This is a genomic window from Streptomyces sp. NPDC057010, assembly GCF_042673805.1.
Classification (GTDB): Bacteria; Actinomycetota; Actinomycetes; order Streptomycetales; family Streptomycetaceae; genus Streptomyces.
In genome coordinates, this window is sequence record NZ_JBHUSC010000031.1 from 18,697 (window position 1) to 44,060 (window position 25,364).

Genomic DNA, 25,364 nt, shown 5'->3' on the forward strand with positions numbered 1-25,364 from the left:
GGGGAAGATGATCGCTCTGCTCCTTGCCCTGGCCGCGGGCCTCGCGGTCCTCGGCGCCTTCCACGGCATCCGCCTCTTCCGCGCCGAGGTCAAACTCCCGACCGACCTGGCGCTGGCCCTCGAAGTCGGCGCGACCCGTACGACCGTGGTGGGCTCGCTCGTCGACCGCGCGGGCATCCGCTACGCCCCGCTGATACTGCGCCTGATGGGCCCCGACCGAGTCGCCCGCAAGCGCCGCCAGATCGACACGGCCGGCAACCCGTCGGGCCTCACGATCGACCGCTACGCCGCCCGGCGTGCCGTCTACGCCTTCCTGGGCGGCCTGGGCGCCTTCTCCATGCTCCTGAACGGACAGGTGATCCTGGCCCTCCTGATGGTCGCCTTCGGCTTCTTCTGGATCGAGGTCGGCCTGTGGTCCGCCATCCGGATCCGCCGCGACCACATCGAGCGGACCCTGCCGGACTTCCTGGACGTACTGGCGGTCGTGGTGAGTGCCGGGCTGGGCTTCCGTCCGGCGCTGGAGCGGGTGGCGGACAAGTACGAGGGCCCCTGGTCGGACGAAATCCGCATCACCCTGCAACAGATGGCGATGGGCGTCAGCCGCCGCCAGGCCTTCGACGAGCTGCGGCGCCGCAACGACTCGGAGCAGGTCGCGCAGTTCGTGACGGCACTCCAGCAGGGCGAGGAACTGGGCTCACCCATCGTCGAAACCCTGATCGCGATCGCGGAGGACATGCGCCGCACGGACGCCCAGAACGCCCGCCGCCGGGCGGCCCGCGCCGTCCCGAGGGCGACGCTCGCGGTGACGATGTTCATGCTCCCGGGAACGATGATCCTCCTGATCGGCGGCTTCGTGTACGGCGCGAACGTCGACTTCGGCGCCCTCCTCGGGGGCAACTGACCCATGCCCCCAACACCCCCGACCACCGCCACACAGGACCCCGCCGCCGGAGCGGGCGTGAACCCGGCGGCGGTGCCGCGCCTTTCAGCCCCGCCGGCGTTTGAGGCGCGGGTCCGGGCGGAGCCCGGGAGCGGCCCGGAGGGCGCTCCTGCCCCGGTCCCCGCCGCGGGGCCGTCCGGGCCGGGCCCGACCCCGGCGGCGGCGCCGCGCCTTTCAGCCCCGCCGGCGTTTGAGGCGCGGGTGCGGGCGGAGCCCGGGAGCCGCCCGCAGGGCGCTCTCCCCCCGGCCCCGCCGGGGCGTGAGGCGCGGGTCGCGGCGGAGCCCGGGGGCACCCCGCACGGCACCCACACCGCCACGCTCCGACTGCAGGCGAACGCCCTCCAGGCCCTGTGCCGCCAAGCCTGCGCCTTCCGCATGGTGATGACCGCCCTCGGCACCCCCCTGGCCCTCGGCCGCACCGCCCCCGGCGTCCCCACGTACCTCGTCGCGTGCGCCGTCGTCCTCACCTTCATGCTCTCGTACGTCCTGTTCCGCGACTGGCCCCGCTTCGGCCCCCTGCTCCTGCGCCACCGCTGGCTCCTCGCCGTGGACACGGCCGCCACCGGCCTGCTCCTGGCCACGGCCACCCCCGCCTCCCCCCTCGGCTTCGTCGCCGTCTGCACGCCCCTGCTCGCCGGCCTCGTCTACGGCTGGCGCGGCTCGGCGGTCTACGCGGCCGTCCAGGCCTGCGCGGTGACGGCCCTGGGCGCCGCGTCCCCCGCGGCCCTGATGCTGGCGCTGCTCTGCCTCCTCGCCGGCGCGGCCGGATCCTGCCTACGGGACCTCCTGCTCCGCTTCGGCGCGGCCAGGGCCCGGCTGGCGGCAGCCGAGGCCGCCCGGGCCGAACGCGACCACCTGGCCCGCGAGATGCACGACTCGGTGTCGAAGACCCTGCACGGCCTGGCACTGGCCGCGGACGCCCTGTCCCGCACCACCGACCCGGAGACGATCCGCCGCCACGCCGACCTGATCGCCGACGCGGCCCGCCGAGCGGCGACGGAATCCCGCGAGCTCCTGACGGACCTCCGCCGAGACCCGGCCGCGAACGCGCCCGGCGTCTGCCTGCTCGCCGAACTCCAGGCCCGCATCGCCACCTCGCCCGTCACCGCCGAGCTGCGGGTGTCCGACGACCTGCCGCTCCTGCCCACTCCCCTGGCCCGCCACCTCGTGGCGATCGCCTCGGAGGCCCTGGAAAACGCCCACCGTCATGCGCGGGGCTCCGGCCAGATCACGGTGGAGGCCCGGACCGACGACTCCCACCTCCACCTGACGGTCGAAGACGACGGCCGTGGCCTGCCCGCGGAGCCCCCCGCCGCGGGCCACTTCGGCCTTCTGGGCATGAGGGAACGCGCAGCCGCGATCGGCGCCGCCTTCCGCATCGGCCCCCGCCCGGAGGGACAAGGCACCCACGTCCACCTCGCCCTCCCCCTGTCCGCCCTCGCGGAACTCGCGGAAGGAGGCCGGTGATGGCGCCCCTGCGCGTCCTGATCGCCGACGACAACCCGGTCGTCCGCGCGGGCCTCTCGGCCCTTCTGACCACCACCCCCGACATAGAGGTGGCGGCCTGCGCCTCGGACGGCCGCGAGGCCCTCCACCTGACCCGCCTGCACACCCCCGACGTGATCCTGCTGGACGTCCGCATGCCGGGCGTCGACGGCATCTCGGCCCTGCCGCACCTGGTCCAACTGGCCCCGGTCCTGATGCTGACGTACAGCCAGGAGACGGAGATCGTCCGCGAGGCCCTGCTGCTGGGCGCGGGCGGCTACCTCGTCCACGGCGAATTCACGCCAGACCACCTCGTCGCGGCCGTACGTGATGTACGGGCGGGACGGGCACATTTCAGCCCGACGGCGGCGACCGCCGTACTCGCGGAACTCCGAACCTCTTCGCATCCGCAACGAACTGTGGCACAGTCTTCAGAGCGCTACCGTCCCAACCGTCTTGAATTCGGGCTGAGTTCACGCGAGGAGGAGGTCATGGATCTCATCGCGACCGGGATGAGCAACCAGCAGATCGCGGCCACCTGCTTCATCAGTGAGAAGACCGTCAAGAACCACATCAACCGCATCTTCGCCAAGCTCCAGAGCGCGACGCGGAGCGAGGCGATAGCGCGTTGGCTGGGAACCACCCGTCCAGGGGTGACCGGTCATGGGTAGACGGAGTGCGCAGTGGGTCCGTAATTGGGTCCCGGGACCCTTTGCAACTGCTGGTGTTCGGCCGTACCGTCCGCGAATCGACTACGGCGCCGGCCCTGGAGGGGACCACCATGCAGAAGCCCAAGCTGCTCAAGGCGATCGTCGAACGGCAGAACCGGCTGCGGGGGCGTCGGGGCGGGGACGAGGGCCAGACGGTCTTCGAGTACCTGGGGATCATCGTCATCATCGTGCTGATCATCGGGGCGATCGTGGGGTCGGGGCTCGCGGCAGCCATTGCAGCTGCCATCGGGCAGGCCTTGGCGGACATCACGGCCAACTGATGGTCGGAGCGCGGGCGCGCGATCGAGGGCAGGCCTTCCCCATCTACATCGTGGTGGTGACAGGCCTGCTCTTTGCCGCGTTCGCCTTCGTCGTCGTCGGAATGGCAGGCGCCAACCGCAGCGAGGCGCAAGGGGCTGCCGACGCGGCAGCGCTCGCGGCCGCCCGTGAGGTGAGGGACAAGGCGTTCCTGGGTACGGACCTCCTGGTTCTCACGGAGGGAGACTGGGAGGAGATCCTGCGGGGGGATCGCCTCGGGGCGCATACGGGCTGTGGGAAGGCCGAGGACTTCGCCACGTTGAACGATGCCACGGCGACGACCTGCCAAGCAGACGGCCTGTCGTTCACCGTTACGACGGCCAACCAGGACGGCGTCGGAAAGTCGGTGATCCCCGGCACCGAGAGCGTGAAGGCCAACGCCACGGCGAAGGCCGTGATCGAACCTCGCTGCACATTGAAGGTTGGGCCCAGCCCCACTCCAACGCCGACACCGTCCCCGACGCCCTCGCCTGGGGGAGGCGCCCCGGCGCCGCCCGCCAGCATCACCTTCCGATGCAAGGGGGCTGCGGTGGACCCGTTGGACCCTGCACATCCACCCTCGTTGACCAGCCTGGCGCGGCAGCTCTTCACCGTGCGGCTGACCGACTGACAGCGAACTTAGAGACAAGGAAACGGCGTACATGAGCATTCGGCAGAAGGTGGAGGTCCGCGGGGGAGCGGCCGTTGCGCTTGCGGCGGTCTTGGCCCTCACGTTGGCTGGATGCGGCGGCGATGAGAAGCCGAAGGAGCCAGAGAAGCCGTCCACTTCGCAGAGTCAGCCAGGCAACCCAAATAAGGCAGCGCCAACGGGGGCTGACAGCGCAGCGCCGACTCAGGTGATTGCGACAATGCAAGGGCAATCGGGCATGGTTCTAGAGATAAATTTGGCCGAGAGGGACCAGGACGGCTATCTCACCGTTAGCGGCCGCATCAAGAACACCGGCTCAACCGCCTTCGGGGCGACAGCCCCATGGCGTGGAGATGAGAAGAATGCTAGCCCTGGGTCTGTTGCCGGAGCCACACTTGTCGACAACCAGACTAAGAAGCGCCATTACGTCGTACGCGACACGGAGGGGCGGTGCGCATGCACCACCGGTCTCCTGGTGATCAAGGCTGGTGATTCGCTTCCCTTCTTCGCGCAGTTCCCCGCGCCCCCTGCCACCACGACTGAAGTTGTCTTCGGGCTGCCCACTTTTGGCGCCGCCCCCATCAAGATCACCGGGTGAGCCATGACCACACGCCACCGCACCACCGCAGCCGCGGCTGTCGTCGGTCTCGTCATGGCCGGCGTCCACGTCACGGGCCTAGCCAGCGCCCAAGCTGACGACGTCACGCCGTCCGTTCCTCCCGGTACGGAGCCGTCCTCGTCGGCGCCCGTCCCTATGAAGCCTGACTCCCCGCGACTCAAGCTCCCGCAGGGTGGCGTGCTCGCACCCCCCAAGGTGCTCGACCTGGTCGAGGTCGTCGAGGACATCGGCGGCGAGCAGCGCCGCCAGGAGACCAACCAGACCGTCATGATGGCGCTCCAGTCCGAGGTGCTGTTCCCCGAGGACAGTGCCGTGTTCAACGCTCAGGCGGCAGCCCGGATCCAGGCCATCGCCAACGAGATCAACCAGTCGAAGGCGACCCGTATCCGAGTCTTCGGGTTCACCGACGACCAGGGCAGCTACGAGCACGGCAAGGAGCTCTCGAAGAAGCGGGCCGACGCGGTGCAGGCGGAGTTGGCCAAGACCGTCACCAACCCCAGCGTCGTCTTCGACGTCCGCGGCTACAGCGAGGACTACCCGATCGCCGACAACAGCACCGAGGAAGGCAGGAAGAAGAACCGCCGCGTCGAGATCACCTTCCCGCGCGGGGCGGGTGGCTAGGGGGCCGGAGGCTTCCCGATGGCCGCCTCGCTGCCGGCCCAGAGGTAGATCCGGGTGGTGCCGGGCTGGAATTCATGCGCGTGGATCTCCGTACACATCCGGACTGCGCCGCTTTCCGGCGTCTTGGCCTCGCGAGGGCAGGCACTGGCGATGCGCATGCCTTCGGTGAAGGTCTCGGGCTCGGGCAGGCCAAGGTGACTGAACCCGTCTCTACGGGTGTACCCAGGCTCTTCCGGGTGCCGGTTGCGGGCCATCTGGGTGCCCTCCCGTAGAAGCGGCTGCAAGAACCGGTCTGCCTCCGCGGTCGGCACTGTGAAGGCGAGCAGCGCGGCGTCGTACTGCAGGTTGGTGTGCAGCCCTGCCCGCCGGTCGGTCGCCGTTTCCGGTACCTGGAATCCCATCGTCTTCGCCACCAACTCGGGCGTGGCGTTCTCTTCCCAGCAGCACTTCTTCTGATCCTCGGTGGGATGACCCAACCAGTACATGCCCGACAGGACCAACCCGAGGAACCCGAGAATGCACAGGCCCGAGAAGGCCCAGGCGCCGATGGCGAGGCGCCGCTGCCAGGGCTTCCGCCTCCCGGCAGCGGCCTGAGCCGCAGGTTCGTTCATCGATCGACGTCGCCTCCGCCGTCCCGGGCATGGCGACCGGGATCACTGCGCTCGCCGGCGCGCCCGGGATCGCCTGGGGCAGGCAGTGCGGCTCCGCTGCCCAGTTCGTAGTGCTTGACCGAACTGCTTCCCGCCATGTTGAACTCCTGGGCCAAGCCAACCTTGTGCTGCTGGCCCGGCTCGCCGTCGGGTATCTCGAACGTTCCGATCGTGACTCCCTTGCCTTCGTCCCAGTTGTACCGGTCCCAGACGTTGACCTGGTAGTCGAGTCCGACCACCGGTTTGCCGTCGGCGCCCGGCACGACGGTCACCACCCCCGTCACGTTCGACTGAGCGCCGCCCACCGCGAATCGCGACCGGTCGGCCGCCGTTCCTCTCGTACTCCGCCAGTGCTGCTCCCGCCACTCTTTCTCGTTGTCCTGGAGGAACAGTTGGTCCACATGCGACTGAAATCCCCTGTTGTCGGTCAGCATCTTGTCGGCCGGGAGCTCCATCGCGGTGCCAGTGTTGTCCAGGTAGTGCTTCATGTGGCGCGAGGCGTCGTTCAGGCCCTGGCCGTCGGCGAAGACAACGAGTGTCTGCATCTTCGTCCTGGTGACCCAGTCGTTCCATTCGATGTCCTCTGCCCCGTGCTTGCCGGATCCCCGGTCGGCCGCCACTTGCTTGACCGACGGGTTGAGGAGTCCGGCGGTGAGCAGGTCTTCCCTCTGTGCGGTCCAAAGCTGCGCGCGGGCGTCAGGGCTGAGCGACTGCCACAGCCTTGCCAGCTCGGCCCGCTGGGCCGGCTTGACGTCCCCACCCAGTGCGGCCAGCTTCATGGCCCGCGGCAGCTGGTCCTGGTCGAGCGAGGTGTATTCGGCGTGGCCGGCGTTGTGCGGGTCGGCGCCGTGGGAGGCGCGCAGGGCCCGGGTGACGGCCGCGTCCACCTCGACCGCGTGGCTGACCAGGCCGGTGAGCGTGTCGGCGTACCAGGATGATTCCACTCGGACCTTGCCACCGCCGCCGTCGTACACCAGCAGCCCCGGATCCGGCTCGGGGTCGTGGGTCGCGTCACCCTGCCTCGCCTCGTCGGCCAGGGTCTTCGCCTGTTTCTGGATTCGCGTCAGCTCCTCATGCGCGTCGGCGAGGACCGCGTGGATACTCAGAGCTTCACGCTGGAGGTCGTCCACCTCCTTCGCGGCACTGCGGACGAACTCCCGGGTGACGGTGGCGTTGACCCCCTCCCAGCGGGCCGCCTCCGACGTCTTCACCAGGCCGTCCCGTACGGTGCCGTGCAGCTTCGCGAGTTCCTCGGATGCCGTCTTCCACTCCGTCACGGCCTCGTTCAGCTTGCCGAGGTCGAGCGTGATGAGGTCGGTCCAGGTGAACGTCACTTCACGTACCCCTGTATCTCGGCGACCGACATTGCGGAGCCGTTGCGATGGCGCAGGCTCGCGGCGATCGCCTCGTCGTTGTTCGCGTGGGGCGTCTTGGAGTAGTCGAGGTGGTTGGAGATGTGTGCGTACATCTGCAGGACCGTCTTCACCTGGTGGTCCCAGGCGGAGAGAGTCGCTGACAGCTCCGAACCCATGGTCAGGTTTCGGGACGAGAATTCGGTCGCGGCCCGGGCCGTCGCGCCCGACCCGGCGATGTCAGTCCGTGGAGGATGAAGGCCTCGTGCCCACGGCGCCTAAGTCGTCCTGGGTGACCACCAAGTCAGGTGACGAGCCGTTCGTCGCCGCCTTGGCATCCGCCCATTCCTTGTCGATTGTCACTGAGTCGCCCCCCGCGGGTGTGCATATGGAAGCATTCACCCTCGCCAGGGAAGTGATCGCGGTATCTGAGGCATTCGGCCAACTCCGGTCGGCGGATGGCGCCTTCTCGGTCCTTACCGCGCGGTATCAGTCGGCCAGGAGGTGGTCGGCCTTGCCGGCTTTGATGTCGCGGATCAGGGTCTGGAGGGCCGCTCTGCTGTCGGTCAGGGGGCGGTCCTCCTGGCCGGCTACCGCGATGTAGCTGTTGCCGTCCCCGTCCACCCCTATCCGGTAGCAGCTCGCGCCCTCGCCGCAGAAGGCGTCTTCCCACTTGATGTCGGCCATCGGGGTCCTCTCAGAGTTGGCGAGCCAGGGCGTGGATGAAGTCCCGCGATGCGGCGGGTGACAGGCTTAGCTGTTCCATCCAGTCCAGCTGGGCGCGGTACTTCGACAGTTGGGCCTCGGTATGCAGGAAGTCGGGGCCGTGCGTGCTGTCCACCTGCACGGTGTCGAGCCGGGGGATGGGCCCCTCCAGGTAGTTGACGGTCTGACCGGCGCCGGGGAAGCCTCCCGCCTCGAAGGTCAGCACGCGGAGCACGACGTTGTCCCGTTCGCTCATGTGCCCCAGGTACTCCAGCTGTGCCCGCGCCACCTTGCGCCCACCGAACTGCATGCGCAGCGCCGCTTCGTGCACGACCGCGACGTATTCGGGTGCTGAATCGCCCTCCAGCACCTGTTGGCGCTCCAAGCGGTGTGCCAGCCGCAACGCCACCTGTTCTTCCGGGAGCGCGGGTACGACGAACCGGAAGAGTGCCAAGGCGTGCTCGCTGGTCTGCAACAGGCCCGGGATGTGGACCGAGTGCGCACACCGCATGCGCGTCGCGTGCGCCTCCATCTCGGCGATGTCGAGCACCGCAGCCGAGAGGGAGCCCCGGTAGCGCTCCCACCAGCCACGTTTGCGGGTCTGCGCCATCGCGACGAGGGCGGTGATGTACTCCTCGTCCGCACACTCGCAGTGGCAGGCCAGCGAGCGGAGACGCTCCTCGCTGATGGCACGGATTCCCTGCTCGATCGCCGAGACCTTGGACCTGTCGAGGCCGAGCAACCCGGCGGCGGACTCGGCAGATACGTCAGCTGCAAGTCTCATCTTGCGCAGCTCGGCGCCCAGTCGCTTCTGCCGTTCTGTCGGCGAGGTACGCGGCGGCATGCGTGCAGTCTGCCTTGTCGCTGGCCATCGGATCCATTGGGTCACCCAATCCTGGCAGTCTGGTGGCCAATAGCCCACCTCTAACGCTACGTTAGGTAGCGCACCGCTTACGTAGGGCGAGTTGAAGTGCATCCCGCCAGCATGCCTAGGCCTGGGGGACGAGCCACACCCGCCGCCGACATGCGTAAGCCCCCCGTGCGCGTCGAGCTTCCGCGAAGAACCCGTCAACGCAGACGACTTGGGAGCCGAACATGTCCACTCCGTACCCCTCCGCATGCCCGGCGGCCCCAGAGCCAGGGCCCGGCCCAGAGCCGGAGGCGCTCTCGTGCAGCATGACGTTGCCCGCCTCGCCCCGCTCCGCGGGAATCGCCCGGCAGGCCGTCCGGGCCGCCCTGCACGCCTACGCCCTCGACCCGCTGGAGCCGACGGCAGTCCAGGCGGCGTCCGAACTGCTCGGTTCCGCCTGGCGGATGGACCCGTACGGGGAGCTGTACCTGAGTCTCCGCTACCGGGACGACGCCCTCCGCGTCATCGTCTACGACGGCCACCCCACGCACACCCACCCCCGACTCGCCGCACTCTGCGAGGCCCGCCGCCGCTCCACCCTCCGCGTGTTCTCGGCACTGGTCCGCGACCACGGCGGGAACTGGGGCCTCGGCCCCTCCCGCGAGCCCGGCGGCGGCACCCGGACCTGGGCCACGCTGCCGCACCGGGAGTAAAAGGGGATGGCCCGCCGCCGGGTTGCGGCATAGGTTCGGGGCGTGACTTCGATCCGTGCCGCGCATCCCCACGAACTGCCCGCACTGCTCACCTACCCGAACGACGCCGAGCGCAACGCCGCGACCGAGGCGTACCTCGACGGGCTGCTGGAGGCGAAGTGCACCCGGCCCGACTGGTGCCTCGTAGCCGAGGGCGCGCAGGGGCGGCCGGTGGGCAGCGTGGTGCTGTGGACCCTGCCGGGGCACGAGGTTCCGTACGCCGTCGTGCTCTTCGAGGCGCCGGCCGGGGAGCCGCAGGTGGGGGCCGCGCTGCTGGAGGCGGCAGCCGCCAAGGCGCGCGAGCTCGGTGCGGACGAGCTGGAGCACGTCATCGACTCGCCCGCCCAGGCCCCGCAGTTCCAGCGGGAGCCGGAGCGGCGGGCAGAGCTGCTGCGGGGCTCCGGCTTCCGGGTGGTGCGGGACGGGCGCCGGTTCGGGCTGCGGCCGGTGGCCGGGGCGCTGCCGGACGACGATCCCCGGCTGGTCTTCCGCTCGCTCGCCGAGCTCGGTCCCGGGCCGTTCGTCGACCTCCTGGAGGAGCTCCTCGTGGAGACCTCGGACGCCCGGCTGGCCCACGACGTCCGGACGCACGGTGCGCGCGGGGCGGCCGAGCGGCTCTTCGAGGAGACGGCCGAGCTCGCGCACGAGCCGGAACGGTGGGAGCTCGGCTACGACGCGGACGGCGCCCCGGCCGTGATCAGCCTCCCGGCGCGGAACCCGAGCGTGCACGTGATCGGCTTCGTGGGCGTGGCGCCCGCCCACCGGGGCAAGGGGTACGCCGCCTCCGCCGTCCTCCGCGGCACCCGGATCCTCGCGGCCGCCGGTGCGGCCGAGATCCGGGGGGACTGCGACGCGGCCAACACGGCCATGGCGAAGGCGTTCACGAGGGCCGGTTACGAGAACTTCGCCGACCGGCTGGAGTTCAGCCGCGCCCTGTGACGCGCGGGGCGCGGCTGACGGCAGCCGGTGGCGGGGTCAGCCGAACTGGCCCGGCTGGTAGTCGCCGGCCGGCTGCTGGATGATCACGTTCATGCGGTTGTAGGCGTTGATCAGGGCGATGAGGGACACCAGGGCCGCCAGCTGCTCCTCGTCGAAGTGCTTGGCCGCGTTCGCCCAGGCCGCGTCCGTGACGCCGCCGGCCGCGTCGGCTATGCGCGTGCCCTGCTCCGTCAGCTCCAGGGCCGCGCGCTCGGCGTCGGTGAACACCGTGGCCTCGCGCCACACCGCGACCAGGTTCAGGCGGATCGCGGTCTCCCCGGCGTGCGTGGCGTCCTTGGTGTGCATGTCCGTACAGAAGCCGCAGCCGTTGATCTGGCTGGCCCGGATCTTCACCAGCTCCTGCGTGGCGGCCGGGAGGGTCGAGTCGGTGATGGCCTTGCCCGCGGAGTTGATGTACTTCGCGAACTTGCCGGCGGTGGGGCTGGCGTAGAAGTTGAGACGGGCTTCCATGGTGAGCTCCTTGCCGTATCGACGGTTACAGAGCTCTGACGCGTGGGGTCGGGCGAATGTGACAGCACACCGAACCGGATCGGTGTGACCCGTGTCACGGGGCGTTGATGCCGAGGTTCTGGTGGGTCGTGTTCTTGCCCTCGGGGCTGAGGATGTTGTTGTTCGTGCTGATGTTGTTGAACAGCGTGATGACCCCGTCGAGGTTGACGGGCAGGATCGAGTCGCCGTCTCCGTCGCCGTTGCCGCAGCCGGTGCCGGTGATGGTCGTGGTGTCGCTCACCGAGATCGGGGAGGTGTCCGAGGATGAGGTGTTGACGGTGTTCGTGATGGGGCCACAGGGAGCGTCAGCAGCGATGTCCACGACAAGGTCGAACGTCGCGGCCGTGCCGGCGCCGAAGGCCAAGCCGCATTCGAAGCCGTCCTCCGTAGCTGGGGCGCAATCACCGTCGACGCCGCCGGGCGGGAAGGTGTGGGGCGTGAACTGGTCCAGGGTGAGCCCCTGCGGAAGGGTGTCCGTGATGTGCACGACGTTGCTCTCCGTGCCGGTGTTGCTGATCGTGATGTGGTAGATCCCCTGCCCGCCACGGACGAAGTCCCCTTGATGGGACTTCGTCACGTTCAGTTGGGGCACGGCGTACGCCGGCGTGGCGCCGGTGGCGAGCGGCAGGGCGAGGCTCAGCCCGAGGACGGCCCCGAGGGCGCGCATCCGGTGCCTCAGTGTGTGCATGAACATGGTCGGCTTCTCCCGGCTGATGGTGCGTGAGGGACTCCTGGCAGTACGGCAACGCACTGCCGACGGCGCCATCACGGGGTGCCCGGCCGCTTCACCCGATCGCCCCGGCCGGTCAGCCGCTCAGTCGATCAGCCGGCCAGCCGCCAGTCGTCGGCATGTCGGCGCGATCTTCTAGGGTGGGGATTCGCAGTCGGCTCGGGGGAGAGGCATCACGCATGGGTGACGGCACGGACAGCGGCAAGGTTCTCGACATCAAGACGGCCGACATCAAGGCGACGGCGCCCGTCTTCCACACGCAGGGCAAGAACCTGAGCAAGGCGCTCACCACGCTCGTCACCACCCTGGACGGTCTGGGCGCGCCGTGGGGTGACGACGAGCAGGGCAAGGCGTTCGGTGACGCCTACCGCCCCCAGCAGAAAGCCATCGAGAAGGCCGCGGGCACCCTCGTTCTCGGCCTGATCAGCATTCACGAGGCCATGGCCGACATGGCGGACGGGCACGTCGACAACGACGAGTTGATCGCCGGGATGTTCACGAAGGTCAAGGCGGAGTCCGGCGAAGACAACGACGAGGGCGCCAAGTGAGCATCGAGGACGAGGCCAAGGATCTTCTGCTCTCCCTGGGCCTGTGGTGGCCGGACGCCAATTCCGGCACCCTGCGCCACGTCGCCGACGCCTGGCGGACCTTCGCGGACGCCGTCGACGATGTCCGTACGCCCGTCAACAACGCGGCCTCCTCGCTCATCACCAACAACTCCGGTGAGGCGATAGAGGCGTTCAACGTCTTCTGGGGCCGTTACGCCAAGGGCAACGACGCGGGCTGGCTCAGCGAACTCGCAAAGGCGGCCCGCAAGATGGCGGAGGCGCTGGACAAGTTCGCCGAGGCCGTCGACGACGCGATCAACAAGCTCTGGACGCAGATAGCCATCGACGCCGCGATCATCGTGGGCGGGATCGCATTGGCCTTCGTCACCGCGGGCGCCGCCGCCGGTGCCGCGGCCCTGGCCACCGAAGCCCTCATCGAATACGGCGCCCTGATGGGTGTCGCCGTCTCCACCACTGTCGCCGAGATCGCCGCCGGCACCCTGGTCGCGGCGGCCTTCGGCAGCATGGAGTCGGTGACCATCGACCTCGCGGTCGCCCAGCCCCTGAAGATCGCCACCGGCCTGCAGACAGGTTTCAGCCTGGACGAGGTCAATGCCGCGGCGCGGGACGGCATGATCTTCGGCGGAGCGTTCGGTGCCGCCGGTGGCGTGGCCAAGGCCGGTATCGAGGGCAGCCTCTTCCCCAAGGCCGAAGTGCCCCTGATGCTGCGTCCACCGTCGCTCCGGCCCGACCTGATCGAACTCGGCCCGGCAGCACGGCAGTGCAAGAGCACTCCGTGCGTCGGGGAGCCGATCGACGTGGCGACCGGCGCCATGCTCATGACGCAGACCGACCTGACCCTTCCCGCCGGCCTTCCCCTGGTCTTCGAGCGCACCCACCTGTCCTCGTACCGCGGCGGAGTGTGCTTCGGCCCCACCTGGGTCTCCACCCTGGACGAGTGCCTCCAGATCGACGGGGACGGGGTGGTGTTCGCCGCCTCCGACGGCATGCGCCTCGTATACCCCGTGCCACAGCCGTACGAGCCGGTCCTGCCCGCGAAGGGTGCCCGCTGGCCCCTCGAATGGGACGGCAAGCCCGACGGGGTCATGACCATCACCGACCCCGCCACCGGGGTCGTCCGCACCTTCAGCACCCCCCTCCCCTCCGGCACGTTCGGTGTCTTCCACCTCCCCCTGGACAGCTGGCACGACCGCAACGGCGCCCGTATCGACATCGAGCGCGCGGCCGACGGCGTACCCACCGCGCTGCGCCACTCGGGCGGCTACTACCTGGCCGTCGACACCGCGGGGCCGCGCATCACCGCCCTGCGCCTGCTCGACGAGGCGCCCTCGCGGTACGAGCCGTCGCAGCCCGATGACGCGGGCGCCGGTACGGTCGTGATGCGGTACGGCTACGACGACGCGGGCAACCTCACCGAGGTCGTCAACTCCAGCGGCGACCCCCTGCGCTTCACGTACGACGCCGAGGGCCGGGTCACCTCCTGGACCGACCGCAACGGCACGTCGTTCGCGTACGTGTACGACGCCCGCGGCCGCGTCACGCGCACCGAAGGCAGCGACGGCGTCCTCTCCGGGTCCCTCTCCTACGACGAGCAGGCCCGCACCACCACGTACACGGACTCCCTCGGACGCCGCTCCACGCACCGGTACAGCAGCGAGGGCATGGTGGTCGAGGAGACCGACCCGCTGGGCCACACCACCCGTACGCAGTGGACGGCGAGGGGCGACCAGCCGGTCTTGGTCACCGACCCGCTGGGCCGCACGACGCGCTACACCTACGACGAGGCGGGCCACCTCACCACGCTCACCCTGCCGGACGAGTCCCTCGCCCGGGCCGCGTACAACACGCTCGGGCGGCCGACCGAGGTCGTCGAGCCCGGCGGTGCCGTCTGGCGCCACACGTACGACGAGCGCGGCAACCTGCTCACGACGACCGATCCGCTCGGCGCCGAAACGCGGTACGCGTACGACGACTCGGGCCATCTGGTCACCGTCACCGATGCCCTGGGCCACACCCGCGGGATCACGTCGGACGCGGCCGGTCTGCCCGTCGCCGTCACGGACGAACTCGGGCACACCACGGTGGCGCGCCGCGACGCCTTCGGCCGTGTCGTCGCAGTGACCGACCCGATGGGCCACACCATCAGCATGGGCTGGACGACCGAGGGCAAGCCGACGTGGCGCGCGTACGCGGACGGCAGCCGGGAGTCCTGGACCTGGGACGGTGAGGGCAACCCGCTCACGCACACCGACCGCGCGGGCAACGTCACCCGTCACACCGCCACGCACTTCGACGTCCCCGCCAGCCGTACGGACCCGGACGGCACGACGTACGCCTTCGCCTACGACACCGAACTCCGGCTGACCGAAGTCACCAACCCGCAGGGACTGGCCTGGTCCTACACCTACGACGAGGCAGGCCGGCTGGCCGCGGAGACTGACTTCAACGGCCGGACGCTGGCGTACACGCACGACGCGTCGGGCGGCCTCACGTCCCGCACGAACGGCGCGGGCGAAACCCTGCGGTTCACCAGGGACGCGCTCGGCCGCGTCATCGAGCAGCGCACCGACGCGGGCGACGCGGGCGACACCACATACACCTACGGCGCATCGGGCGATCTGATCCACACGGCCAATGCGGCCGCGGAGGTCGCCATCGAGCGGGACGCGCTGGGCCGTACGCTCACGGAAACCGTCAACGGACGCACGACCGCCTACGCCTACGACCCGCTCGGACGAGTCATCCGGCGCACCACGCCGTCCGGGCTGAGCTCCTCGTGGACGTACGACGCGACGGGTCGCCCCGCCGAACTGGGAACCGACGCGGGCTCACTGACCTTCGCGTACGACGCCTCGGGCCGCGAGATCGAGCGCCGACTCGGCGACGACGTCAGGCTCACCCAGTCCTGGGACGCCAACCACCGCCTCACCGACCAGACCCTTACGGGCGGTTCGAGTGACTCGGACCGCCTGCTCCAACACCGCACCTACGCCTATCGCGAGGACGGCTACCTCACCGAGATCCGTGAACTGACCTCAGGTACCCGGCGGTTCGACCTCGACCCGGTCGGCCGGGTGACGGGCGTCCGAGCCCACGGCTGGACCGAGAGCTACGCCTACGACACGGCGGGCAACCTCACCCACGCCGGCGCTCCGGCACACGAAGCACCCGGCGACCGCGAGTTCACCGGCACCCTGATCCGCAGCGCCGGCCGCACTGTGTACGAACACGACGCCCAGGGCCGCCTGATCCGCAAGACCCGCAAGCTCCTCAACGGCAAGCAGCTGGTCTGGTCGTACGCTTGGAACGCGGAAGACCGCCTGACGGAAGCGGTGACACCGGCCGGCGAACGCTGGCAGTACGCGTACGACCCACTGGGCCGCCGAATATCCAAGCACCGTCTGACAGAGGACGGTTCGGTGGCCGACAGCACGGACTTCACCTGGGACGACACCCGACTGGCCGAACGCCAGGCGTCCGACGGCCAGGTCACCACCTGGGACTACGCCCCCGGCACCCATCGCCCGCTGACCCAGACCGACCACAGGCCGCTGGTCAGGCAGCAAGGCGCATCACTCCTGGCCAACCTGGCCAAGGACACCTCCACCGACTACAGCACCCGCTTCCACGCCGTCATCACGGACACCCTCGGCACACCGACCGAACTGGTCGCGCCCGACGGAGAACTGGCCTGGCATCGCCGCACCACCCTGTGGGGCACGAGCCACCCCACCGCGACCGATGCCACGTCCGTGGACTGCCCACTCCGCTTTCCCGGCCAATACGCCGACGCGGAAACGGGCCTGAACTACAACCACTTCCGCTACTACGACCCGGAAACGGCCCGGTACATCAGCCCTGACCCGCTGGGGCTGGCGCCGGCGACCAACCACCATGCGTACGTTGCGAACCCGTTCGCCGAGGCCGACCCGCTGGGGCTGGCGACATGCCTGGACGCCCTTTCGAAGAGTGGCCAGCGCCCGGACAAGGGGAAGCTGACCCGCGCGGGGCGCGAGTACCAGAAGCACATGAACCGTGGGGACCTCGACGTCGTGCCCGGCAAGCAGCTCGACTCGACCGGACAAGATCTCCTCGATGATATTCTGACGAACCCAAACACAACGCAAGTTCCGGTTAATTCAGGGAACTTTGCCGGGGGCACGCGATACGTTATGCCGGATCCTGCCGGTGGGCGCGGTTTCGGGGCGACATTCGACTCGAACGGCGACTTTCAATATTTTGGACGGTATTGAGGATGATGTTGATCCAGCCCTGGCTCGACCGGTCGGAACACGAAGCGATGGTTTCCTCCCTGCTGGCCGAAGTCTCGTCGGAGAGCCTTGCGGCGGTGCGCTATGGCGTTCCCCAGGGAGGGACCTGGCCCGAAGGGCATCGGGCGGACGTGGCCCATGAAGTCGACATGTCCGTTGAGCTCGTCATGGCCAGCGGCATAACGCTGGCGCTGTCCTGGGCAATGGATGGGCTGAACGAAGGCCTGGCCATGGAGCTGAGGGAGGCGGGCGACTCGGCTGTCGGTTCGATCGCCGAGGCGGTCGACGTGAGCGATCACACCGAGTGGGCCGCTTTCCTGGGTGCTTCGATCGTGAACGCCGCCCCGGCATGGCATGTCCCCAACGAGGGCTGCCCCGAGATGCCTTGGGCGTTCCGCCTCGATTTCTCGAACTCGTCCAGCCTGGTTATTGCTCTCGGCGAATCAAATGGATCCGGATTCACATACATGCCGGATGCCATGGTGGTCATTTTCGATGAGCCCACCGCTGCGGCATACCGAATCCCGGCGAGCTCCACGTCGTCGCTCGCGCGGTGAGGAACGAATCCGCAGGTGGTGGTGCGGATTACTTGGACTTCCTTTCTCAATCCCTCGGATTGTCCGAATGGATTGCGCTGTCGCGGGTGTTTCTTCCGCGATTCGTCGAGGTGGAGGGATGCGTCCTGTGGGACCGTTCATACGATCCCGGGAATTTTCGCCTGTGGCGTGATGAATTGAACGGTGACGTCGCCTCCATCGAGGCGACCCTGAATCAATTCAGGCTGTGGATGTGCATCGATGTCGACGACGACGGTGAATCTCGATCCAATGCCCTGGCATTGGCCCAGGAGATCGCGACGGCGTGGCGCCTGTCCCTCGGGCAGTCATTCCCGCAGAGGAACTTCGACGTGCAGGTGGCCGTCACGGAGGACGGCCCGGTCGTGAGCTTCACCCAATCCTGACGTGGTCCGTGGTCGACAGGAGCCGTTCCGCCGCCTTCCCGGCCAGGAGGGCCGGCTCCGGGCCGGGGTTCAGGGCGGCCACCGCCGTGGCGCCCTCGACCAGGATCAGTAGCTGGTCCGCCTGGGTCGGGGTGTCCGCCAGGCCTGCCAGCAGGGACCGCAGCTCCGACTTGTGGCGGCGTACGACGTCCAGCACGCCCGCCGGGCCCGCGCCCAGCTCCCCGTACGTGTTCAGGAACGCGCAGCCCCGGAAGTCCGGCTCGGAGAACCACCGGGCCAGCCACTCGAAGACGGCTCCGATGGGATCGGCGGCACCCGCCACCGCCTCGCGCAAGCTGCCCAGCCAGCGGCGGTCGCGCCGCTCAAGGTATGCGACGAGCAGCGATTCCTTCGCCGGGAAGAGCTTGTAGAGCCTCTTCAGCGGTACGCCCGAGGCCGCACGGATGCGGTCCATGCCGACGGCCTGGATGCCGTGGCGGTAGAACAGCTCCTCCGCGGCGTCGAGCAGTCGGGTCCGTGCCTCTTCGTCGTCCATGTCGGCAGGGTAACCGGTTTTCGCTTGCACGGAGAACGCTCGTTCTCGTAGCGTGGAGAACGATCGTTCTCATGCTCGACCCCTCGACCCTCGACCCGCATCGGAAGGAACAGTCGCCATGACCCGTCCGCCCCTGCCGCCCTTCACCGAGGAATCCGCCCGCGCCAAGGTGCAGGCCGCCGAGGACGCCTGGAACAGCCGCGACCCGGAGCGGGTCTCCCTCGCGTACACCGAGGACTCGGCCTGGCGGAACCGCGACCGCTTCCTCACCGGCCGCGCCGAGATCCGCGCCTTCCTCGCCGAGAAGTGGGAGCGCGAGCTGGACTACCGGCTCCGCAAGGAGCTGTGGGCGTACACCGGCAACCGCATCTCCGTCCGGTTCGAGTACGAGTGGCACGACGCCGAGGGCCAGTGGTGGCGCAGCCAGGGCAACGAGCAGTGGGAGTTCGCCGACGACGGCCTGATGCGGCGCCGCGAGGCCAGCATCAACGACGTCCCGATCGAGGAATCGGAGCGGCGCCTGCGGGGCTAGCGCCGCCCCACCCGGCCCGTGGCCACCCCGGCCACTGACCGCCCGCCCCCCTGAACCGTCTCCGGGGTGGCGTCGGGGGTGGCCCCGGGTCGTTCCCCGATGTGGGGCGCGAGCGCCGTTCGTAGCGTCATGGGCATGTCGAAAAGCGGGAACAATGGGACCGGCGGCAAGCGCCGGATGCCGCGCTGGAAGCGGGCGTTGCTGATCCTCGGTTCGCTGGTCGCGGGCTTCGCCCTCGTCGTCGGCGGGCTCTTCACCTGGCTCTACACCGGAGCCGAGGTGTCGACCGTCGGCGCGGTGGACTTCCGCAACGCCCTCGCGGTGCCGCCCCTCGCCGCGTCCACCGTGGAGCCGGACGGGACCCGCGTCTTCGATCTGCGGATGCAGGCGGGGGAGACCGAGTTCACCCCCGGGACCAGGACCCCGACCTGGGGTTTCAACGGCAGCTACCTCGGGCCCACCCTCCGCGCGGCGAAGGGCGAGAAGGTCCGGGTGAAGGTGGCCAACGCCCTCCCGGAGGAATCCACCGTCCACTGGCACGGCATGCACCTGCCCGCCGCGATGGACGGCGGCCCGCACCAGATGGTGCCGGCGGGCGGCAGCTGGGCCCCCGAGTGGACGGTCCAGCAGCCGGCCTCGACCCTCTGGTACCACCCGCACCCGCACGGTGCGACCGAGACGCACGTCCAGCGCGGCCTCGCGGGACTGTTCCTCCTGGACGACGCGGAGTCGGCGGCCCTGCCCCTGCCCAAGACGTACGGGGTCGACGACATCCCGGTCATCGTCCAGGACGTGGCCTTCGACGGCGCGAAGTTCGACCACGGCCACAAGCTGATGCGCAACGTCGGCTTCCTCGGCGACCGGACGATGGTCAACGGCACCCTGGACCCGTACGTCACCGTCCAGGACGAGTTGGCTCGGCTGCGCCTGCTGAACGCCTCCACCGCCCGCGTCTACACCTTCGGCTTCGACGACGGCCGCACGTTCCGGCAGATCGCCTCGGACGGCGGCCTCCTCGAAGCCCCGTACACGACCGGCCGCCTGCGCCTGTCGCCGGGGGAGCGCGCGGAGATCGTCGTACGGATGCAGCCGGGTGAGCGGACGGTCCTGCGCTCCTACCCCCTGGACGCCGGCCTGGACTTCTGGAACCAGCGCTTCGGAGGCGGCGACGACTCCTTCGACGTGATGCAGCTGCGCGCGGCGCCCACCCTGAGGCCGTCGGCGGAGTTGCCGGGGGTGCTGGTGGCATCGGCGCTCCCCACCGGTGAGGACTCGGCCCGCAGCCGCTTCTTCGAGCTCAGGATGTCCGGCATCAACGGCCGGAAGATGGACATGTCCCGGGTGGACGAGACGGTCACCCGCGGCACGTCCGAGACCTGGACGCTGCGCAACGACGACGGGATGCCGCACAACTTCCACGTCCACGACGTGCAGTTCCGCATCCTCGACATCAATGGCGCAGCCCCGCCACCGAACTTGCGCGGGCCGAAGGACACGGTCTTCATCCCGTCCGGTTCGACGGTCCGCATCGCACTGCGCTTCGACGGTCCCGCGGACCCGGACACGCCGTACATGTACCACTGCCACCTGCTGTACCACGAAGACAAGGGCATGATGGGCCAGTTCGTGGTGGTCGACCCGGGCCAGGCGGCGGGCGCCCCGAAGCCCCTGCACACGTCCGGCTCACACCGGCACTAGTCCCCCGTCAGCGGGTGCGGCGGTGGATCACCTTGCTGCCGACGGTCTTGTCGTGGAGGCCGCTGCCGGTCGGGCTGAAGACGATCGACGAGGCGTTGGCCACGCAGAGCACGGGGGTGCCGGTCACGACCAGGTTGGCGGCGTGGCGGATGAGGGCCGCGCCGTAGCCGAGGCGGCCGCCGTCCTTGAGGGTCACCACTTCCAGGCCCAGCGCCCGCTTGCCCGGGGTCGCTCCCCAGCGGGAGACCGCGAGGGGGGAGTAGAGGAGGAGGAACGCCGCCAGCCAGACCGCGGCCGAGGTGCGCCAGACGGTGCGGGCGTCAGCGTCGGGGACGGCCAGGGCTCCGAGGATCCGGTCGAGCGCGATGAGCGGAGCGAGGATCACGAGGACGGCGATGGCCAGGTCGATGGCGGTGGCGGCGCTGCGGCGCACGATGCTCGCCGGGGAGCCGGGGAGGGCGCCCTGCGCGGGCCGGCCCACGGGAGGGAAGGCGCCGAGGTCGTTGCCGGAGGCGGACAGGGGTCCGAGCATCGTCGTTCTTGTCTCCGATCGGGCAACGGGCGTTGCGGGGCGCCAGAGCGGAATCCGATATTCCGCCCGAGCAGTATGCAGGGCCCGCGCGCGTCGGGTCGGGGCGGATCCCGGGTTCCGTGCCGGCCCGGGTGGCCGGGAGGTAGGCGGCGATGAAGCGGGCGAGGTCCTCGCGTCGTTCGTCCACGTCGGTCGGAGCCTTCTGCACCCAGACCTCCACACGTGCACGCGCTGTAGTGGCACGGCGGCGGCTCACGTGGTGCACCCCGCCGCCTTCATGGCGGCTGGGAAGTACGCCTCCATGAACCGAGTGAGGGCTTCCCGGCGCTTTGGCAGGTCCGGAGCGGAACTTGCGGCGCTCAGCCCGGTAGGTGCAGGTGGCCACCGCGATGGCCATCGCGTCACTGACGCGGGCGTCCTCGCCCACTTGGATCTTCGCCGGGTGTACCAGCTCCCATGCCTTGGTCTCGATGGGGTTCTCGTCCACGGAAGTGAGGTAGCCCTCCAGGGACAGGACGCCACGCTCGTCCACGCGTACGCGACACCGTGATTTCTCGGTATTGGAATTGGCCGTCGTCTGGTCCAGCTTCTCTCCCGGCGGCAGGAGCGGCGCCACTGCGGAGCCGTCGACGGTCACCCCGCAGATGTCGTCGGGGACCGCGTACTGAGCAGGTGCGGAGCACGCCATGAGCGTGCCGGCCAGGAGGACGGAGACGGCCGCCGTGCGCTGCCGCTTCACTGGTCACCTGCCAGTCCGGCCGCCCGGTCGTTGCCATCGAAGGCGGCGCCGACCTCAGCTCGGCCCACTCTCTGTCGAAAGACACCAGACCCCCTTGAAATTGGTCGTCCAGACGTTCCAAGGGCCAGGCTAAGTTCAGGCGGTGACGGCGGACCGGTGGGGCCGCCCGGCGGTCAGGGTTCCTGGTGGTGGGCCTGCGTGATGAGGTCCGTGGCGACCTCCAGGGCCGCCAGGCGGGTCTCCTCCGGGTCGCCCTCCACGTGCTGGAGGAACATCATCCCCGCGTGCAGCGTGAACAGGGCGCTGACGCAGCGCACTTGATCCGCCAGCGGGCCCTCCTCCGTGCGCAGCAGCTCCACCAGCCGGAAGAGCCGCTTCTTCACGGTCTCGCCGATGGTCAGCTCCCGCATCGTCGCCTGGTTCTCCTGCATGAACCGGTACAGCGAGGCGCCCGCCGCCATCGCCTCGCTGTAGCGCCGCAGCACCTCCCGCTTGGTCTCCAGGGTGCGCGGCTGCTTCTCGGCCCACTCGATCAGCTCGTCGATGGGCCGCGTCAGGTCCTCGAAGAGGCTGATGATGATGTCTTCCTTGGTCTTGAAGTGGTAGTACAGCGCCGCCTTCGTGACCTCCAGCCGCTCCGCGATCTCGCGCAGCGACGTCTTCTCGTACCCCTGCTCTGCGAAGAGCTCCAGTGCGACGTCCTGGATCCGCTGCCGCGTGTTGCCGCGGCGCTGCTGCGGACTGCTGCTGGACATGGCTCTCCCCAAAATTACTTACTTGACGCCCGGCTAGTTACGGGTCTACCGTCCCCATTGTAGGCAACTAGCCGGGCGGCAAGTAAGTGCCGGTGTACGAAGAAGTACCCAGGGGAGTGGACATGGGCGAGACAGTCAAGACGGTGGACACCTCGAAGGAGGTGAAGCCGCGCAGCGTGCGCGTGGTGCTGATGGCACTCATGATCGCGATGCTGCTGGCCATGCTCGACAACATGATCATCGGCACGGCGATGCCGACCATCGTCGGCGAGCTCGGCGGCCTGGAGCACCTCTCCTGGGTGGTCACCGCCTACACGCTGGCCACCGCGGCCTCCACCCCCATCTGGGGCAAGATCGGCGACATGTACGGGCGGAAGGGCTCCTTCCTCACCTCGATCGTCATCTTCCTGATCGGCTCCGCGCTCAGCGGCATGGCCCAGGACATGGGCCAGCTGATCGGCTTCCGCGCGATCCAGGGCCTCGGCGCCGGCGGTCTGATGGTCGGCGTCATGGCGATCATCGGCGACCTCATCCCGCCCCGCGAACGCGGCAAGTACCAGGGCATGATGGCCGGCGTGATGGCCCTCGCCATGATCGGCGGCCCGCTGGTCGGCGGCACCATCACCGACCACATGGGCTGGCGCTGGTCCTTCTACATCAACCTGCCGCTCGGCGCGGTCGCCCTCGCCATGGTCACCGCCGTCCTGCACCTGCCCAAGAAGGCGGACGGGCACCGGCCGAAGATCGACTACCTCGGCTGCGCCCTGCTGACCGTCGCCATCACCTCCACCGTCCTCGTCACCACCTGGGGCGGCACCGAGTACGCCTGGGGTTCGGGCGAGATCATCGGCCTGATCATCGTCGGCGTCGTCTCCATCGCAGCGTTCCTCTTCGCCGAGACCAGGGCCGCCGAGCCGGTCATGCCGCTGCACATCTTCCGCAGCCGCAACTTCACCCTCATGTCGGTCATCGGCTTCCTCGTCGGCTTCGCGATGTTCGGCGGCGTGCTCTACCTCCCGCTGTTCCAGCAGTCGGTCCAGGGCGCCTCCGCCACCAACTCCGGCCTGCTGCTCCTGCCCATGCTGCTCTCGATGATGGCCGTCTCGCTGGTCGCGGGCCGCATCACCACCAGCAGCGGCAAGTACAAGATCTTCCCGATCGTCGGCGGCGCGCTCATGGTCGTCGGGCTCTTCCTGCTCGCGACGATGGACACCGGCACCTCGCGCCTCGTCTCCGGCGTGTACATGGCCGTCCTCGGCGCCGGTCTCGGCTTCCTCATGCAGATCACCATGCTGGTCGCGCAGAACAGCGTCGACATGAAGGACATGGGCGTCGCGTCCTCCTCGGCGACCCTCTTCCGTACGCTCGGCGGCTCCTTCGGCGTGGCCCTGATGGGCTCCCTCTTCACCAGCCAGGTCACGCACACCATGTCCGACCGCCTGGGCCCGCAGGCCGCGAACGCCGCCGGCTCGGCCCAGCTGGACGCGGCGAGCCTGGCCAAGCTGCCCGAGGCCGTCCGCGACGCCTACCAGCACGCGGTCGCCGCCGGTACGCACTCCGCGTTCCTGCTCGGTGCGGGCGTCGCCGTACTGGGCTTCCTGGCGGCCCTGTTCGTCAAGGAGGTCCCGCTCCGGGGCGCGGGCCCGGCCCCGGCCGCCGGCAAGGACGGCGCGGACGACGGGCAGGCCGCCGCGCCGGCTCCGCAGGAGTCCCTCGCGCACTGACCCGACCGCACACGCGCACCGAGCCCGGCTCCGGAGGATGAACGCATCCCCCGGAGCCGGGCTTCGTCGTGCCCGGAGGTGAACCGTTTCGGCATGGTTCCACCTGGGCAGGAATTCGGGACGATCAAGGACCAAGGTCCCATTACACGGAATTTACGGGGCAATTGGCTGGAACCCCCCGATGGTGACGCACGTCTTGATCCGCAGAACGCTCACAAGGCGGATGGGGAGTGGACGCCCGCATGAACACGCAGACGAACAAGGCGCGTACGAAGAAGCAGCGCATCGGCGCCCGGATAGCCGTCGCGGCATCGGCCGCAGCGGTGGCGGCGACCGTGTGGGGAGTGACGACCCTCGTCGACAACGGCCACGGCGCCCCCCACCGGAACGTGTCACGGCAGCGGGACGCGAACGCCAACCCGGACGGCAGCGACGACCGGCCCCCGGAACAGCAGGGCCGGCCGGGGCAGTCAGGGCAGCAGGGGCAGCCGGGCCGGATACCCGAGGGCATAGCCCACGACTCCGAGAGCGGCGGCAGCGCCGTCAACATCACCATCGACGACGGCCCCGATCCCCGCTGGACCCCGAAGGTGCTCGACGTCCTCGCGAAGCACGACGTGAAGGCGACCTTCTGCATGATCGGCCCCCAGGCCAAGGCCCACCCCGACCTCGTCAAGAAGGTCGTCGCGGCTGGCCACCGCCTCTGCGACCACACCATGGACCACAACACCTCCATGGACAAGAAGCCCGTCGCCTACCAGGAGCAGCAGATCCTCGACGCCAAGCGTCTGATCGAGGAAGCCGCGGGCGGCGGCGCGAAGGTCGAGTACTACCGCGCCCCGGGCGGCGCGTTCACCCCCGACAGCAGGCGGATCGCCGCCGCGAACGGCATGCGCCCCCTGGGCTGGAACGTCGACACCAAGGACTTCGACAAGCCGGGGGTCGCCGCGATCGTGGGCGCGGTGAAGAACGAGATCGGCAACGGCCCGACGATCCTGTTCCACGACGGCGGCGGCAACCGCACCCAGAGCGTCGAAGCCCTCGACCAGGTGCTGGCCTGGCTGAAGGAGCAGGGCCGCCCCACCGGCTTCCCCGTCCGCACCGCGCCCTCCTCCTGACACGCCGCCGGGCGGCGAACGGGTGAGGGTCGACGAACCGGCCCGCCGCGCGGTGTTCCCTGGTCGGGCAGCGGTCCACGCA

At 69.4% G+C, this 25,364-nt stretch carries 27 protein-coding genes; 17 read left to right on the plus strand and 10 right to left on the minus strand.

The window, feature by feature from the left end:
- Positions 1 to 10 precede the first annotated feature (10 nt).
- From ACFTXQ_RS23885 to ACFTXQ_RS23915, 7 genes are all read left to right on the plus strand, one after another.
- Positions 11 to 901, plus strand: a complete 891-nt coding sequence (locus ACFTXQ_RS23885; protein WP_382644066.1) for a DUF5936 domain-containing protein — start codon at positions 11 to 13, stop codon at positions 899 to 901.
- A gap of 240 nt (positions 902 to 1,141) precedes the next feature.
- Entirely contained in the window at positions 1,142 to 2,407 is a 1,266-nt protein-coding gene (locus ACFTXQ_RS23890) for a sensor histidine kinase (protein WP_382643943.1), read from the plus strand.
- Positions 2,407 to 3,096, plus strand: a complete 690-nt coding sequence (locus ACFTXQ_RS23895) for a response regulator (protein WP_382643945.1) — start codon at positions 2,407 to 2,409, stop codon at positions 3,094 to 3,096. The genes ACFTXQ_RS23890 and ACFTXQ_RS23895 overlap by 1 nt, the downstream gene beginning before the upstream one ends.
- A gap of 110 nt (positions 3,097 to 3,206) precedes the next feature.
- A complete protein-coding gene (locus tag ACFTXQ_RS23900) occupies positions 3,207 to 3,416 on the plus strand; it encodes a hypothetical protein (protein ID WP_382643947.1) in 210 nt (69 codons plus the stop codon).
- Positions 3,416 to 4,063, plus strand: a complete 648-nt coding sequence (locus ACFTXQ_RS23905) for a pilus assembly protein TadG-related protein (protein ID WP_382643949.1) — start codon at positions 3,416 to 3,418, stop codon at positions 4,061 to 4,063. The genes ACFTXQ_RS23900 and ACFTXQ_RS23905 overlap by 1 nt, the downstream gene beginning before the upstream one ends.
- A 31-nt stretch (positions 4,064 to 4,094) precedes the next feature.
- On the plus strand, positions 4,095 to 4,679 hold the full coding sequence (locus ACFTXQ_RS23910; RefSeq protein WP_382643951.1) for a hypothetical protein: 585 nt from the start codon (positions 4,095 to 4,097) through the stop codon (positions 4,677 to 4,679).
- 198 nt (positions 4,680 to 4,877) lie between these two features.
- Entirely contained in the window at positions 4,878 to 5,321 is a 444-nt protein-coding gene (locus ACFTXQ_RS23915) for an OmpA family protein (RefSeq protein ID WP_382643953.1), read from the plus strand.
- On the opposite strand, the gene ACFTXQ_RS23920 is transcribed toward ACFTXQ_RS23915, so the two are convergent.
- From ACFTXQ_RS23920 to ACFTXQ_RS23940, 5 genes are all read right to left on the minus strand, one after another.
- Complete coding sequence (locus ACFTXQ_RS23920; RefSeq protein WP_382643955.1) at positions 5,318 to 5,932, minus strand: hypothetical protein; 615 nt, start codon at positions 5,930 to 5,932, stop codon at positions 5,318 to 5,320. The genes ACFTXQ_RS23915 and ACFTXQ_RS23920 overlap by 4 nt on opposite strands.
- The gene (locus ACFTXQ_RS23925) at positions 5,929 to 7,305 is read right to left on the minus strand and encodes a hypothetical protein (RefSeq protein WP_382643957.1); all 1,377 of its coding nucleotides are present in this window, start codon (positions 7,303 to 7,305) and stop codon (positions 5,929 to 5,931) included. Before ACFTXQ_RS23925 ends, ACFTXQ_RS23920 begins: the two co-directional genes overlap by 4 nt.
- The gene (locus tag ACFTXQ_RS23930) at positions 7,302 to 7,457 is read right to left on the minus strand and encodes a hypothetical protein (RefSeq protein WP_382643959.1); all 156 of its coding nucleotides are present in this window, start codon (positions 7,455 to 7,457) and stop codon (positions 7,302 to 7,304) included. Before ACFTXQ_RS23930 ends, ACFTXQ_RS23925 begins: the two co-directional genes overlap by 4 nt.
- A gap of 355 nt (positions 7,458 to 7,812) precedes the next feature.
- Positions 7,813 to 8,010: a hypothetical protein gene (locus ACFTXQ_RS23935; RefSeq protein ID WP_382643961.1), complete on the minus strand. Its 198-nt coding sequence runs from the start codon at positions 8,008 to 8,010 to the stop codon at positions 7,813 to 7,815.
- A gap of 10 nt (positions 8,011 to 8,020) precedes the next feature.
- Complete coding sequence (locus ACFTXQ_RS23940; RefSeq protein ID WP_382643963.1) at positions 8,021 to 8,872, minus strand: helix-turn-helix domain-containing protein; 852 nt, start codon at positions 8,870 to 8,872, stop codon at positions 8,021 to 8,023.
- A 332-nt stretch (positions 8,873 to 9,204) separates the two neighbouring features.
- Here ACFTXQ_RS23940 and ACFTXQ_RS23945 point away from each other — a divergent pair, with 332 nt between their 5' ends.
- Positions 9,205 to 9,591 (plus strand): ATP-binding protein, encoded by a 387-nt coding sequence (locus tag ACFTXQ_RS23945; RefSeq protein WP_382643965.1) that lies wholly within the window; start codon positions 9,205 to 9,207, stop codon positions 9,589 to 9,591.
- Between the two features lie 42 nt (positions 9,592 to 9,633).
- A complete protein-coding gene (locus ACFTXQ_RS23950; protein ID WP_382643967.1) occupies positions 9,634 to 10,569 on the plus strand; it encodes a GNAT family N-acetyltransferase in 936 nt (311 codons plus the stop codon).
- Between the two features lie 36 nt (positions 10,570 to 10,605).
- On the opposite strand, the gene ACFTXQ_RS23955 is transcribed toward ACFTXQ_RS23950, so the two are convergent.
- The gene (locus tag ACFTXQ_RS23955; RefSeq protein ID WP_382643969.1) at positions 10,606 to 11,079 is read right to left on the minus strand and encodes a carboxymuconolactone decarboxylase family protein; all 474 of its coding nucleotides are present in this window, start codon (positions 11,077 to 11,079) and stop codon (positions 10,606 to 10,608) included.
- Positions 11,080 to 11,173: 94 nt separating this feature from the next.
- Positions 11,174 to 11,812 (minus strand): hypothetical protein, encoded by a 639-nt coding sequence (locus tag ACFTXQ_RS23960; RefSeq protein WP_382643971.1) that lies wholly within the window; start codon positions 11,810 to 11,812, stop codon positions 11,174 to 11,176.
- Positions 11,813 to 12,027: 215 nt separating this feature from the next.
- Between ACFTXQ_RS23960 and ACFTXQ_RS23965 the strand changes: the two genes are divergently transcribed.
- The 4 genes from ACFTXQ_RS23965 to ACFTXQ_RS23980 are packed head-to-tail and all read left to right on the plus strand — an operon-like array spanning position 12,028 to position 17,649.
- Positions 12,028 to 12,396 (plus strand): hypothetical protein, encoded by a 369-nt coding sequence (locus ACFTXQ_RS23965; protein ID WP_382643973.1) that lies wholly within the window; start codon positions 12,028 to 12,030, stop codon positions 12,394 to 12,396.
- The gene (locus ACFTXQ_RS23970; protein WP_382643975.1) at positions 12,393 to 16,670 is read left to right on the plus strand and encodes a DUF6531 domain-containing protein; all 4,278 of its coding nucleotides are present in this window, start codon (positions 12,393 to 12,395) and stop codon (positions 16,668 to 16,670) included. The genes ACFTXQ_RS23965 and ACFTXQ_RS23970 overlap by 4 nt, the downstream gene beginning before the upstream one ends.
- Before the next feature lie 2 nt (positions 16,671 to 16,672).
- Positions 16,673 to 17,245 carry a hypothetical protein gene (locus ACFTXQ_RS23975; protein WP_382643977.1) on the plus strand — a complete coding sequence of 191 codons (573 nt, stop codon included), beginning with the start codon at positions 16,673 to 16,675 and terminating at the stop codon, positions 17,243 to 17,245.
- Positions 17,242 to 17,649: a hypothetical protein gene (locus ACFTXQ_RS23980; RefSeq protein ID WP_382643979.1), complete on the plus strand. Its 408-nt coding sequence runs from the start codon at positions 17,242 to 17,244 to the stop codon at positions 17,647 to 17,649. The genes ACFTXQ_RS23975 and ACFTXQ_RS23980 overlap by 4 nt, the downstream gene beginning before the upstream one ends.
- Here the strand turns inward: ACFTXQ_RS23980 and ACFTXQ_RS23985 are convergent.
- Positions 17,636 to 18,184: a TetR/AcrR family transcriptional regulator gene (locus ACFTXQ_RS23985; protein ID WP_382643981.1), complete on the minus strand. Its 549-nt coding sequence runs from the start codon at positions 18,182 to 18,184 to the stop codon at positions 17,636 to 17,638. The genes ACFTXQ_RS23980 and ACFTXQ_RS23985 overlap by 14 nt on opposite strands.
- 118 nt (positions 18,185 to 18,302) lie before the next feature.
- On the opposite strand from ACFTXQ_RS23985, the gene ACFTXQ_RS23990 reads away from it, so the two are divergent.
- Positions 18,303 to 18,716 carry a DUF1348 family protein gene (locus tag ACFTXQ_RS23990; protein ID WP_382643983.1) on the plus strand — a complete coding sequence of 138 codons (414 nt, stop codon included), beginning with the start codon at positions 18,303 to 18,305 and terminating at the stop codon, positions 18,714 to 18,716.
- A 135-nt stretch (positions 18,717 to 18,851) separates the two neighbouring features.
- Positions 18,852 to 20,414: a multicopper oxidase family protein gene (locus tag ACFTXQ_RS23995; RefSeq protein ID WP_382643985.1), complete on the plus strand. Its 1,563-nt coding sequence runs from the start codon at positions 18,852 to 18,854 to the stop codon at positions 20,412 to 20,414.
- A gap of 7 nt (positions 20,415 to 20,421) precedes the next feature.
- On the opposite strand, the gene ACFTXQ_RS24000 is transcribed toward ACFTXQ_RS23995, so the two are convergent.
- Together ACFTXQ_RS24000 and ACFTXQ_RS24005 are read right to left on the minus strand one after the other, a co-directional pair.
- Complete coding sequence (locus ACFTXQ_RS24000) at positions 20,422 to 20,946, minus strand: RDD family protein (protein WP_382643987.1); 525 nt, start codon at positions 20,944 to 20,946, stop codon at positions 20,422 to 20,424.
- Between the two features lie 912 nt (positions 20,947 to 21,858).
- Entirely contained in the window at positions 21,859 to 22,440 is a 582-nt protein-coding gene (locus tag ACFTXQ_RS24005) for a TetR/AcrR family transcriptional regulator (RefSeq protein WP_382643989.1), read from the minus strand.
- Positions 22,441 to 22,562: 122 nt separating this feature from the next.
- Between ACFTXQ_RS24005 and ACFTXQ_RS24010 the strand changes: the two genes are divergently transcribed.
- Positions 22,563 to 24,164, plus strand: a complete 1,602-nt coding sequence (locus ACFTXQ_RS24010) for an MDR family MFS transporter (RefSeq protein WP_382643991.1) — start codon at positions 22,563 to 22,565, stop codon at positions 24,162 to 24,164.
- A 242-nt stretch (positions 24,165 to 24,406) separates the two neighbouring features.
- Positions 24,407 to 25,282 carry a polysaccharide deacetylase family protein gene (locus ACFTXQ_RS24015; protein ID WP_382643993.1) on the plus strand — a complete coding sequence of 292 codons (876 nt, stop codon included), beginning with the start codon at positions 24,407 to 24,409 and terminating at the stop codon, positions 25,280 to 25,282.
- Positions 25,283 to 25,364: the final 82 nt, after the last annotated feature.